Consider the following 12400-nt stretch of genomic DNA (forward strand, 5'->3'; position numbering starts at 1 on the left):
ATAAGGAGCATTATGACTTGGTATAAGGATATATTGCATTTATTCACGAAATTAAGTGAACAATCCTTTCAAAATATTATTAGAAATGGATCCTATGCTCGCGCAATTTTAAATCTCATAACATCTACCGTTGTATTATATGTAATGACTTATGCGTTGCCTTTGATAGTGAAAGCCGTATCTCCCGCATTAGGCATAAAACGGATGACAGGGTTAACACATTTTGATATAGTGAGTGCCTTCGGAAATGCATCGTTTTTAATTTTTCAGATTATCCTAGGAGCTTTCGTTATTTGGCGATTACTTATATTGTTAGGAGGCACAGGTACCTATAAGGGAGTAATGCAGAACTATATTTATGGCTTAGCTTATACGAATGCACTCCGTACCGTAGTATTGGTATTGGTTCATATAGTGGGTCTTATATTGTTCTATTTATCTATACCGAAATACGTAGGTGATATGGCCTATCTTGTTACCATGTTTAGTCAGTATTACGCTGTTTTTATTGGGGCACAACTCATGCGCCGCTATGTTAATCTAGGAATCGTTAAAACATATATTGTTATGTTTGTTGTGGCTTTGCTATCAGTATCGGTATTGCCTCAATGGATCCGCTTTGTACATACGCTAGTTAAATAATTTAAGACCATACTGTAGTATAACCGCAAGATGAAAGTCTTGCGGTTTTTTTATCGTTTAATTTATATTAAAATTAATTATATATAATTTAAATCTGGGGATTTATGATATAATTAAATTTATAGTATAGTTGAGAGCGGAGTTAGTTATGGATACGACATTTTTACGAGAAATATCCCTGCTGGTGCGTTCACCGAAGAAGGGAATAGATGAAATCTTCTGGTTTGGTACCTTAGAAAAGGGTATTAAAGCTGGCCTTGCCGGTTGGTGTGCCACTCATATTTTAGGCTTTGCTTTAGGTATTGTTCTGTTACCTTTGGCCATGACCTTTGGTGGTTTTTTATTTGGCTTTATTCCTGCTGTATATGGCATATTTTCTATATTGAGAGAGATATTAGGCCTTGGTATATATTGGTTTGTTGGTAGCTTTATACTGTGGAAATTACTGAGTGTTCTTTTAGAGCGTGAGTTTGATTTCAAGCAAGTATTAATGGGCACTGCTTATGTGGAAGGCTATACCGGGGCACTGGGATTAGCATTAATTTTGGTATCTATTATTTGCATTTATATTACGCCATTTTTGATGATCCTATTAGTTCCTTTAGCACTAGCCTATGTTTGTGCCGTTATCTATGTGGCCGTTATGCTTTTATCTCGTATTATGAAAGTAGAGCCTCTTACAGTAGGGGCTGTTTATGTGGTATTATTTATTATAAATCTTTTATATAACTGGATTATGCGCATACTGTTTGCGTAACTATATAAAAACCTCCTAGTTTATACTAGGAGGTTTTTTGTTGCTTCATAATGTTGTAATAGCAGTTCTACATTATCTTCGTCGTATTCGATTTGTTGGGACCATCTTGCCACTTGTTTAAGTGGAGAGCCTTCGAGGGCACTTGTCATAAGTATGTATTCCACACCATCCTTAGCATAGGAAAGGATGGCTTCTAAAGAATAATCTGCTAGCATATCGATTTGACGATATAAGATGTATTGGAATACCTTATTGAATAGCCCCATATCGTGAGTGGCAACATAGGTTTGAACAGAGGTAGTGAGTTTATCTATATCATGAGATAATGCACTGATTTGTGCAGTCCATTCTTCATCGATAGGCTCTGTTGTACTATATAGATCTAATAGTCTTGTATAATACTGTGCGTCAGGGGATGGAATATATTGAAATAGTGCTGGATCTATATCAAAGGCTAATAGTTCAAATATATTCTGAATAGTTAAACGTTCATCAGGACTAAATTCGCCGTTATCGTCTTCAATAGTAAAGATTACTTGATTAGACTGCATGTCTTCTGCTAGCAGTTCTACCGATGCTTCACAGGATAAACCAACCCCACATAGCTCGAGGTCCTCAATATATTTATAAAATCGCGGATGCATGTGACATGTATCGCATAGGCCTTCTTCACCTAGTTCGAGCACCACCTTACAGAGGCCATTTTCATTGAGTAACGGACACATAGGTTGTTCTTTAGAAAAGACGAAATGGCTACCTTCGGCATCGACAGTGATGGCTTGTCGTAAGCTTTCACCAAGAGGTCCTGTCATGGCATGATAGCGTTCAGCAGTGGTCTCGTCAATATCGATGGTCCACAGTTGGCAGCATGTATTTTCACATCGATCTGCTTTGCATTGAAATGTGTGATATATAGTAGGATATATTGAAATCATAATGGTCTCACTTGTAGTAAAAAATATTCTACGTGCATTGTATCATAGGGCAGTGGACTATGCATTAATATTATAAATAAAGATTAATAAATCGTATCGATTTAGTGTATAATTGTATATATACACTATGGTCCTGTTTGAGAGATGGAGGAGCCTATGAAATCCTTATTTATAAAAGGTAGCCTTGTATTAGCCTTGGCAGCAGTGTTTGGTATGCCAACTGCAAGTGCGGCGCCTTTAGTAGCAGTAGAACCAACTATTGCAGTTGTTGATGGAAACCATGCAGCAATTGTAGGTGCAAATGGTTTATTAAATGCATTTATTCAAAATCATCCAAATGCAGCTATCACTGAAATCGCTTTTGATGCGGATGGTGGTCAAATTAGATATGATGTAGAAGGTTTTGATGAAAGTGGTAAATATGAGCTCACTTATATCTATGCAACAAATCAAATCTTTGAAAAACGTGAAGGTGACTTCCATAAATCCTTAAAGAAAAAATCCTTTGATCCTCGTGAAATCTTACCACCAGCAGCGGTAGTTAACTTTGCTTATGCTCAAACACAAGGCAAAGCGACAAGCCTTAATGAGTGGTCTGTACAATATGATAAAGGTAAAATAGTATACAAAGTTAGCTTCGGTACAGAAGGCGACAAAGAGGTTGATGTACGTATTGATGCTATGAATGGTACGTTGTTGTCTGTTAAATTTGACGACTAAACTATGGTGACTAGTAAATATAACTTAATAGTAGAAGACTTATTATCTTAAATATAAGAATTAAACTCCTTAAAATTATCTTTTTTTGTAGAAAAGGATAGTTTTAAGGAGTTTTTTGTGAACATTTGCTCATGAAAGGGGATATTTACATTATGAGAATTACAATGAGTGTCTTTTGTTCCTTTATTTATGGGGAAAAAGGCTTTTTAGAGTTAGTTCATAGAATACTTAGTTGTAAATCGACTACTATAGAAATTCATTGAAATTACATATAAATTCATTTTATTCTCACCCCAAAATAAGCTAGACCGGTGAGTTCTACATTTTTATTTCATAGATTATCGATAATATGTGTCCAGTCAAAAGACAGAACTCAAATATATCGGGAGTTTCCAGACTATATATCTACAGTCCACGCTAGATATATGTTTTGGAACTATAACGATGACACCGAGTTGGTTGAAATATATATGCGTAAGATTGCATATATATGAATTATCAAGGAGGATATTATGAAAAAATCTATTTTGAAAAGCAGTATTGCTTTAGCAGTAGCTGGCGTATTTGGTGCTACTGTAGCAGTAACAGCAGCTGAACAAGCAACACCAGTTCCTGTAACTCAAGAGGTAGCAGCTACTACAGCTCCTGTCGCAGAACCTGCTACTCATCAAGTAGTTCCTACCATTCAAGTGACTCCAGCAGCTAAAACAGAAGTAGCTCCAGTAGCAGCTAAAGCAGAAGTAGCTCCTACAACATCTAAAGTAGTACCTACAGCAGCTAAAGTTGAAGTGACTCCAGCTACACCAGCAGCTAAAGATACTACACCAGTTCCAACAGCAACTCAAGATGTAAAAGCTCCAGTTGCTCAAGACACTGTAGTTCCAGCAGCAGCTAATCCAGCAGCAGCAACTCCTACAATTGAAACTGCAGCAGTAGCAAAAGCTCCTAGCGAAGCTAAAGTAGTACGTGCAGCAGATAAAAAAGTAGAAGCTAATAAAGACGAAAAAAATACTAAAAAAGCGCAAGCACACAAAGCGCCTAAAGTAAAAGCTGACAAAGCAGTTAAAGCTGATAAAGCTGTAAAAGAAACTAAAGAAGTAAAAGCAGATAAAAAAGCTGACAAAAAAGAAACTACTAAAGAGGAAAAAAAAACTCTAAAAGTGGAAAATCACAACCTAGCACAACAAGTAAGCAAGCAGGCGTAGTCGATCAAAATAGTATTTTCGTAATTGGTGCGAATTATTTAATCGATCAATTTGAAAATAAATATGGCGACTCTAAGATTACTAAAGTATCCTTCAAAGCTGCCGACAAAACTGCTATTTATGAAGTAGACGGTTTCAATGCTAGTGGTGCCCATTCCATGACTTTAGATGTGGCAACTGGTAATGTAACTGAAGGTGCTCCTAAAGCATATGATGCATCCATGGAAGCTAGTGCTATTGATGCCGGTACTGTGTTACCTCCACATGTGGCGATCAATGCAGCCTTCGCACAAACTGGTAATGTAGCAACTGGTATTAACTCTTGGTCTGTAGTGAACCAAAATGGTAAACCTATATATACTGTAGAGTTCCATGATGCACAAAACAAACCTGTATCCATCGCATTGGATGCTAAAACAGGTATGGCCGTAAAATAAGCTAATCCTAAGCCTATCCTACTGTAAAGCAAACCCCTTTAATACACGAACACTAAACACATAATACTATACACACATACATAATACACTTACACACATACACAATACACTTACACACATACACAATACACTTACACACACAATAAACAATTACACACACGCAGCCCTCTGGATTGGATAGACAAACATTGACTCTCTCCTATGCCGTCTGTCGTTCAGAGGGCCCCTTATGCATTGTGGTTCCCTCCCAATCATAAGATTATATACTTGGTATATAATACTCTCTCTCACAATAAGAACGTAACTGCTTTACAGTACGCTAGGTATAGGAGAGCAGGAAAGCCCGTAATACATGTAGACCGCTGCATGTATTACGGGCTTTTTCTATGTTAATTTAATATAAAGATATACCATATAAGGAAAATACATAGTAAAAATTGAAAAAGCGCAGATACAATTCATATCTGCGCTTTTGGTATATGGAGCATTTACTATTAGTAACAATAGTTAGCCTTTTATATGTATTGTCGAGGCACGCGTTCTGAGAAACCACAAAAGATTTCATAAGGAATTGTAGAGGCAAGGGCGGCAATCTCAAGTGCAGAGATGCTTTCATGACCTTGAGAACCTAGGAGCACAACCTTGTCACCTGGTTGTACAGTAATCGTATCTGGAACGGCCACCATGAATTGGTCCATACAGATGCGACCCACTACAGGACAACGTGTGCCATGAATGAGGACTGTACCGCGGTTGGATAAGCTACGAGGATATCCATCTGCATAGCCTACAGGAATGGTAGCAATCGTCATTGGTTCAGGTGTTACATAGGTAGAACCATAACCGATACCTTCACCTGCTTCTAGTCGCTGTACATGTACTACTTCGCTATGGAAGGAGAGGACTGGTTTTAACCCTAATCGATTTGGTACATCAAGGGATGGCATAATGCCATACTGAATAATACCAGGACGGGCATCGGTGAACAAGCTATCTTTTACGGATAACAACCCAGCACTATTGGCAAGGGAGAAGCGATAGTCCGCATCAGGTCTAAATGCACGAATTTCATCGACCATTTTATGGAACTTTTGCGCCTGCCCATGAGCGTGGCTTTGATCCGCCGCATCGGCGTTACTCATATGAGAAAAGAAACCGTCTACTTCAAGATTTTCATAGGATTCAACGCGTTTGATAAACTCAACAGCATCTTCAGGCTTGATACCAATACGATGCATGCCTGTATCGACAGCGACAGCAACGCGAATAATCATATCGTGGTTTTCCGCTACTTTATCGAGGGCATCTAAATCGGTAGATTCGCATACGGCAGGGATGGAATTCGTGTCTGCTACAAGCTCAAAAGATTGTGGCCGTGTGAGACCTAGTAGGTAGATTGGTACCATAATACCTGCATTGCGAAGCGGAACAGATTCTTCAGGAATGGCAACGGCTAAGGATTCATAACCTTCCTCAACGGCAATACGGCCCATCATAACACTGCCGTGGCCATAGCCATTGGCTTTGATAACAGCGGTGGATGTGCTCCATTCCGGTAAACTATCTTTAATTTTGCGCAAATTCTCGCGAACGAGACTTGTATTTATGGTCAAATAGGTAGGTCTCATGGTATTCCTCAATTCTATATAACATTACTTTTATTTTATAACTTTTGGGGAATTACACAATACTTTTGTGAAAGTTTTATACAGAAATATTGGTATTATTTTGAATTTTATAGCTTTTCTGCATATATTATATACAATAATTGTGAAAGTATACTAATTAATATTGTTAGCTGTGATATTAATAGTATAAATTTATATAAATAATAGTATAATTTATAATAGAGTATGATATATGCTTTTTCTAGCTAATAGATTGATTATGAATGATTTAGACAAAATTGTAATCATCTAACATCGTGAACATAGCCAGATTACTTGTAGGTTTGGAATTTATAAATATATAATATAGTATCTATGTAGGAGGTTCTCATGAGCGAACGTGTGGTAGTGGTAAACGCAGGTAAAATGAATTATGACCATGCATTAGATTTTTCTGTGTTATCTAGTGATGTACAGGTTTATGATGATAGTACAAATGAAGAGCTTATTGAACGCATTCAAGGGGCTCGCGTTGTAGTTACAAAAGAATTACCCGTAGGGGCTGATTTGCTTTCACAATTCCCAGATACTGTAAAACTCATCGTAGAAGCGGGTACAGGATATAATAATATCGACCTTAATGCAGCAAAGGAAAGAGGCATCACTGTGTGCAACATCCCAGCGTACAGTACTGAACGCGTGGCACATACGGTAATTATGATGATCCTCAATTTTGCATCTACCATGCAGAAACAAATCAGCATGCTTGCTAAAGGTGATCGCAGTAATTTCACAAAATATTTACAAGTGAGCCACACAGAAGTGAATGGTAAAACATTAGGGGTTGTTGGTGCTGGTCACATCGGTATGGAAGTTATCAAAGTAGCAAAAGCACTGGGTATGAATGTCTTGGTTCATACGCGCACACCAAAGGCTGATGGAGATGGCATTCGTTATGTAAGTCTTGATGAATTACTTGAAAATAGTGATTATATTACATTGCATTGCCCATTGAATGAACAAACTAAGTACATGATTAATAAAGAAGCTATCAGCAAAATGAAAACTAGTGCAGTCATCGTAAATACTGGCCGTGGGCCTCTCATTAATGAAGCTGACCTTTGTGAAGCATTAGCGGCTAAACGCATTGCCGGTGCAGGCCTTGATGTACAAGAGGTGGAACCTCCAGCAGAAGATAGTCCTCTATATACACTGGATAATGTTATTATTACACCTCATATGGGCTGGAAAGGTCTTGAAACACGTCAACGCTTGGTAGGCATCATTCGTGACAATGTACAAGCATTCTTCAAAGGTGAACCAATTAATGTAGTATCTAAATAAAATAGATATTAAATAAATAGGCTGTCAAAGGAAATGATGAACTGAACATACAAAAATCAGTATATAAATAATAGAAAATAAAACAATCTATAAATACAATAAGAGCCGTCCCTGGTTGTGTGGGGGCGGCTCTATTGTTTAGGGCTATCATAGATCAAGTTTTTAATATATATGTGTATATATATCAAGGGAGGTAGTTATCCTCAAACTTGATTATGATTGATGTTGTGTTTTGATGGGACTCCACCAATGGCGTCGATAGGCCTTGATGCCTTCCACCACGGTTCTTGTCGCTTTAGCCGCTAAATCTTTTGTTGCAGCCGGTATGCCCTCTAGGCGATAGGTGAGACCTAACTCCTTATATTTAGCAGTACCCATAACGTGATATGGTAAGCAATCAACGGCTTGTAAGTTTTTCAGAGATCCTAGGAAAAAGCCTAGACGATAGTGATGATCTGCATTATCTGTAATCGTAGGAACTACAACGTGACGAACCCAAATGGGAACTTCTACGTCTGCTGTCAATCGAGCAAACCCAAGAATGGGCTCTAACGGTTTGCCTGTTAACCACAGATGTTTATCAGAATCAATCTCTTTAAGGTCCAGGATGACGAGACTAGTGACACTGAGTAGCTTACGGTAGGCCACCTCTTGGTGGGGATCAAAACAAATTCCACTTGTATCTAAACAGGTATGGACGTTTTTTTCACGGAAATATGTGAAAAGCTCAGTAACAAAGTCGATTTGCATTAGAGCTTCCCCACCTGTGACGGTGATACCACCATTAGTATAAAATTGGCGGTTACGTTCGTACTGGTCCCACAATTCCTCAACAGTCATAAATTTAACATCATCGCTACTTTCATTCCATGTGTCGGGATTGTGGCAATAAGCACAACGCATGGGGCATCCTTGGAGAAAAACCACCATGCGCATGCCTGGACCATCAACCGTACCCATCGTTTCAACCGAATGAATACGTCCTGTCATAGGAAACCTCGATTAGATTTGTTGATGGAATGTACGGGAAATAACTTCGTCCTGTTGTTGTTTTGTCAATTTGCTGAAGTGCACTGCGTAACCAGATACACGAACAGTTAATTGAGGGTACAACTCAGGATGTTTTTGAGCGTCTAACAATGTTTCACGAGTGAACACGTTAACGTTCAAATGATGACCGCCTTTTTGGGAGTAGCCATCCAATAACTCTACCAAGTTATCAACTTGTTGTTGGTTGCTCATGGGTATTGCCTCCTTTCAACCAAGACTAACACTCGTATCGGTGCCGGTGAAAGCAGTCCGATACTATGGAAGACGTTAATTATCTTCCTTTATAGTAACATTCGGTTCGCTACACGCGAAGTTTGTATTGGAGTTAGGCAATTGAGATGGATCTAACTCAATATCAAAATCGCTAACGGACACAAATGTTTCACCAGATTTACCTAATGCGTCAGGAATGATAGAGAAGGTATTGGAAATACCATCGGAGCTATCACGCCATGGCATTTTTGCTACGGATGCCAACGAAGAAATAGCACCGTGAGTATCACGACCATGCATTGGGTTAGCACCAGGAGCGAAAGCTTCACCAGCTTTACGACCATCTGGAGTGGAACCTGTTGCAGTACCATATACTACGTTGGAAGTAATTGTTAACAAGCTCATAGTAGGAACGGATTGACGGTATGTAGGATGTTTACGAATCTTGTTCATAAATGTGGAAACAACTTTTGCTGCCAAGCTATCTACACGATCGTCATCGTTACCATATTTAGGGAAGTCACCTTCGATTTCGAAATCAACAGCAATGCCGTTTTCGTCGCGAATAGGTTTTACCTTAGCATATTTAATAGCAGACAAGGAGTCAGCTACTACGGATAAACCAGCAATACCAGTTGCAAACCAACGAGTTACTTTGCGGTCATGCAATGCCATTTCTAGTTTTTCATAAGCATATTTGTCGTGCATGTAGTGAATGATGTTCAATGCGTTTACGTATACGCCTGCCAACCATTCCATCATGTCGTCGAATTTTTCCCATACTTCGTCGAATTCTAAGTATTTGGAAGTGATAGGGCGGTATTTAGGACCAATTTGCTTCTTTAATTTTTCGTCAACGCCGCCATTGATTGCATAAAGCAAGCATTTAGCCAAGTTGGAACGAGCGCCGAAGAATTGCATTTCTTTACCAATACGCATTGGAGATACGCAACATGCGATAGCGTAGTCATCACCAGAGTTAGGACGCATCAAGTCGTCATTTTCGTATTGGATGGAAGATGTTTCGATGGACAATTTCGCACAGAAGCGGCGGAAGCCGATAGGCATGCGAGGGGACCACAATACAGTGAGGTTTGGTTCTGGAGCAGGACCAAGGTTAGTCAATGTATGTAGGTAACGGAAGGACATTTTGGAAACCAATGTACGACCGTCAGTACCCATACCACCGATGGATTCTGTAGTCCAAACAGGATCACCTGTGAACAAGTTATTGTATTCATGGATACGTGCGAAACGAACCATGCGCAATTTCATGATAAAGTGATCTACGAACTCTTGGATTTGTTCTTCTGTATATGTACCGTTGCGAAGGTCACGTTCTGCGTAGATGTCTAGGAATGTAGAGTTACGACCGATGGACATAGCAGCACCGTTTTGCTCTTTAATAGCGCCAAGGTAGCCGAAGTAAATCCATTGCATAGCTTCTTTAACGTCTTTAGCTGGTCCAGAAATGTCGTAACCATAAGATGCGGCCATTTCCTTCAATTCTTTCAAGGAACGGATTTGTTCTTGGATTTCTTCGCGGTCGCGAATTACTTCTTCCAACATATCGCCCATTGTGATGCTGAATTGTTCTTTTTTATCTTCGATGAGGTAATCAATACCATACAACGCGATACGACGATAGTCACCGATAATACGGCCACGACTGTAAGCATCAGGCAAACCAGTTACAATGTGAGCTGTACGAGCGGCACGCATTTCAGGTGTATATACATCAAATACGCCATCATTGTGAGTTTTACGGTGCTTTTTGAAGAAGTCTTCTGTTTGCGGATCCATTTTGAAGCCGTATTCTTCAATAGCAGATTTTGCTGTACGCAAGCCACCATAAGGGAACATAGCGCGTTTTAGTGGTTTATCAGTTTGCAAACCAACGATTGTTTCGAGGTCTTTGTCGATATATCCTGGCGCATGGGCAGTAATGTGTGTGGCCACGGAAGTATCGGCATCGAGCATGCCGCCTTTTTCACGTTCTTCCTCGTAAAGCTTCATTACTTGATCCCATAATTTTGTCGTTCTTTCTGTAGGACCAGCAAGGAAGGAATCGTCCCCTTCATAGGGAATATAGTTTCTTTGAATAAAGTCGCGTACATCAACGGCTTTATCCCACACACCTGTGTTAAAATCTTTCCATGCAGTATGTTGCATTTTGCACCTCCATAAAAGGATATAACTATAGATTTCTATGCCTATAGTGTACAATGTTTGTCCTGATTTAACAAATTTTAAATGATATATATTTTCAATACATACTATGCGATTTTCGTAAGAATGGATGTTATTTGTAATATAATAATATTGAAAACACTATATAAATACATTGAAAGTATAACTAATTACTTGATTTATTTGAGTTTGGATTTTGAAGAATCAATTATTATATTATCTTTAAATAATGAAAATTTATATCAATAAATAGAGAGTGTTCGATATGTTGTGATGTATCTTCTTGGAATTGTATGGCCTTATTATGGTAATATTTAGATAGTATTGATTATGGAATTGTGTAGAAAGGTAGATGCTAATGACAAATCGTATGAAAGCTGTTTTAGGGGCATCTGCCACAATCGCTGTATGGGCAACAGCCTTTCCTTTTGGTAAGTTGGCTTTGCAATCAGTAGACGCACTGACACTCTCTGTAGCGAGGGTTGTAGGTGGTGCTATACTCATGCTAATTATTGGTGTATTTAAGGGATTACACATCCCTACATCTTGGCGTGAATGGGGTATATACATTTTGTTAGGCGCTACAGGTAACTTCGTTTATCAAATTGTGTTTAATGAGGGATTGCGAACAATACCGGCCGCTACATCTAGTATTATTATGGCTTTAACACCAATGACAACAGCACTGATGGCATTGGTAGTCTATAAGGATAGAATACGCCCTATAGGTTGGCTCTTCACTATAACTGCTTTTGTAGGGGTAGCCATCATTATCCTTTGGAATTCCACTCTGACCATTCCAATGGGGGCCATATGGACGTTGATTGGTATGATACTATTTGCGGTTTATAATATTCTAAATCGCGGGCTTAGTCTGAAAGGTTATGACTCTATTACTATCGCTATGTGGTCCATGTTCACAGGTGCCATTATGGCACTACCTTTTGCAGATCATGCTATTGAAATGATTGGAGCTGCACCAATTACTGCGAAGCTTGCTATGATATACCTAGCATTCTTTTCCAGTGCATTAGGATTCGTATTCTGGAGCTATGCCTTTGAACATGCTGAAAAAGTTTCGGATGTAACCAATTTTATGTATATCTCGCCAATTGTGGCAGCCGTAGTAGCAGCCTTTTTATTAGGAGAATATCCTAATATGGGACTCTATATTGGAGCGCCCATTATACTAGGATCATTGTTCTTATTTAATCGATATAGATGATAGGTTTGATGTAAAGGACCAAAAGTATATAGATACGAAAAGAACCTCAACATTTCTGTTGAGGTCCTTTTTGTG

At 38.9% G+C, this 12400-nt stretch carries 12 protein-coding genes; 7 read left to right on the forward strand and 5 right to left on the reverse strand.

The window, feature by feature from the left end:
* Positions 1-12: 12 nt before the first annotated feature.
* Positions 13-642: a hypothetical protein gene (locus VEIS1202513_RS01150; protein WP_213467607.1), complete on the forward strand. Its 630-nt coding sequence runs from the start codon at positions 13-15 to the stop codon at positions 640-642.
* 148 nt (positions 643-790) lie between these two features.
* Positions 791-1399: a hypothetical protein gene (locus VEIS1202513_RS01155; RefSeq protein ID WP_213467608.1), complete on the forward strand. Its 609-nt coding sequence runs from the start codon at positions 791-793 to the stop codon at positions 1397-1399.
* Positions 1400-1419: 20 nt separating this feature from the next.
* On the opposite strand, the gene fliB is transcribed toward VEIS1202513_RS01155, so the two are convergent.
* Positions 1420-2334, reverse strand: coding sequence for a flagellin lysine-N-methylase (fliB, locus tag VEIS1202513_RS01160; RefSeq protein ID WP_213467609.1), 915 nt, complete (start codon positions 2332-2334; stop codon positions 1420-1422).
* Between the two features lie 156 nt (positions 2335-2490).
* On the opposite strand from fliB, the gene VEIS1202513_RS01165 reads away from it, so the two are divergent.
* From VEIS1202513_RS01165 to VEIS1202513_RS01175, 3 genes are all read left to right on the forward strand, one after another.
* The gene (locus VEIS1202513_RS01165) at positions 2491-3054 is read left to right on the forward strand and encodes a PepSY domain-containing protein (protein WP_213467610.1); all 564 of its coding nucleotides are present in this window, start codon (positions 2491-2493) and stop codon (positions 3052-3054) included.
* Between the two features lie 512 nt (positions 3055-3566).
* Positions 3567-4259 (forward strand): ribonuclease E, encoded by a 693-nt coding sequence (locus tag VEIS1202513_RS01170; protein ID WP_213467611.1) that lies wholly within the window; start codon positions 3567-3569, stop codon positions 4257-4259.
* Between the two features lie 158 nt (positions 4260-4417).
* Entirely contained in the window at positions 4418-4696 is a 279-nt protein-coding gene (locus VEIS1202513_RS01175; RefSeq protein WP_156719696.1) for a PepSY domain-containing protein, read from the forward strand.
* Positions 4697-5211: 515 nt separating this feature from the next.
* On the opposite strand, the gene alr is transcribed toward VEIS1202513_RS01175, so the two are convergent.
* Positions 5212-6324: an alanine racemase gene (gene alr, locus VEIS1202513_RS01180; protein ID WP_060923896.1), complete on the reverse strand. Its 1113-nt coding sequence runs from the start codon at positions 6322-6324 to the stop codon at positions 5212-5214.
* Positions 6325-6693: 369 nt separating this feature from the next.
* Between alr and VEIS1202513_RS01185 the strand changes: the two genes are divergently transcribed.
* Positions 6694-7647 (forward strand): 2-hydroxyacid dehydrogenase, encoded by a 954-nt coding sequence (locus VEIS1202513_RS01185; RefSeq protein WP_213467612.1) that lies wholly within the window; start codon positions 6694-6696, stop codon positions 7645-7647.
* 213 nt (positions 7648-7860) lie between these two features.
* On the opposite strand, the gene pflA is transcribed toward VEIS1202513_RS01185, so the two are convergent.
* From pflA to pflB, 3 genes are all read right to left on the reverse strand, one after another.
* Complete coding sequence (gene pflA / locus VEIS1202513_RS01190; protein WP_213467613.1) at positions 7861-8637, reverse strand: pyruvate formate-lyase-activating protein; 777 nt, start codon at positions 8635-8637, stop codon at positions 7861-7863.
* A gap of 12 nt (positions 8638-8649) precedes the next feature.
* Complete coding sequence (gene grcA3 / locus VEIS1202513_RS01195) at positions 8650-8889, reverse strand: autonomous glycyl radical cofactor GrcA3 (protein WP_024066082.1); 240 nt, start codon at positions 8887-8889, stop codon at positions 8650-8652.
* Between the two features lie 75 nt (positions 8890-8964).
* Complete coding sequence (pflB, locus tag VEIS1202513_RS01200; protein WP_213467614.1) at positions 8965-11082, reverse strand: formate C-acetyltransferase; 2118 nt, start codon at positions 11080-11082, stop codon at positions 8965-8967.
* Between the two features lie 376 nt (positions 11083-11458).
* On the opposite strand from pflB, the gene VEIS1202513_RS01205 reads away from it, so the two are divergent.
* Complete coding sequence (locus VEIS1202513_RS01205; RefSeq protein ID WP_156719693.1) at positions 11459-12325, forward strand: DMT family transporter; 867 nt, start codon at positions 11459-11461, stop codon at positions 12323-12325.
* Positions 12326-12400 lie beyond the last annotated feature (75 nt).

The sequence above is a fragment of the Veillonella orientalis genome, assembly GCF_018406505.1.
Taxonomy (GTDB): Bacteria; Bacillota; Negativicutes; order Veillonellales; family Veillonellaceae; genus Veillonella; species Veillonella nakazawae.

Excerpts from the sequence above, each read along its gene's own strand:
- grcA3 (WP_024066082.1), bottom strand. The coding sequence starts at position 8,889 with ATGAGCAACCAACAACAAGTTGATAACTTGGTAGAGTTATTGGATGGC.
- VEIS1202513_RS01170 (WP_213467611.1), top strand. The coding sequence starts at position 3,567 with ATGAAAAAATCTATTTTGAAAAGCAGTATTGCTTTAGCAGTAGCTGGC.
- VEIS1202513_RS01185 (WP_213467612.1), top strand. The coding sequence starts at position 6,694 with ATGAGCGAACGTGTGGTAGTGGTAAACGCAGGTAAAATGAATTATGAC.
- VEIS1202513_RS01165 (WP_213467610.1), top strand. The coding sequence starts at position 2,491 with ATGAAATCCTTATTTATAAAAGGTAGCCTTGTATTAGCCTTGGCAGCA.
- pflB (WP_213467614.1), bottom strand. The coding sequence starts at position 11,082 with ATGCAACATACTGCATGGAAAGATTTTAACACAGGTGTGTGGGATAAA.
- pflA (WP_213467613.1), bottom strand. The coding sequence starts at position 8,637 with ATGACAGGACGTATTCATTCGGTTGAAACGATGGGTACGGTTGATGGT.
- VEIS1202513_RS01155 (WP_213467608.1), top strand. The coding sequence starts at position 791 with ATGGATACGACATTTTTACGAGAAATATCCCTGCTGGTGCGTTCACCG.
- fliB (WP_213467609.1), bottom strand. The coding sequence starts at position 2,334 with ATGATTTCAATATATCCTACTATATATCACACATTTCAATGCAAAGCA.
- VEIS1202513_RS01150 (WP_213467607.1), top strand. The coding sequence starts at position 13 with ATGACTTGGTATAAGGATATATTGCATTTATTCACGAAATTAAGTGAA.
- alr (WP_060923896.1), bottom strand. The coding sequence starts at position 6,324 with ATGAGACCTACCTATTTGACCATAAATACAAGTCTCGTTCGCGAGAAT.
- VEIS1202513_RS01175 (WP_156719696.1), top strand. The coding sequence starts at position 4,418 with ATGACTTTAGATGTGGCAACTGGTAATGTAACTGAAGGTGCTCCTAAA.
- VEIS1202513_RS01205 (WP_156719693.1), top strand. The coding sequence starts at position 11,459 with ATGACAAATCGTATGAAAGCTGTTTTAGGGGCATCTGCCACAATCGCT.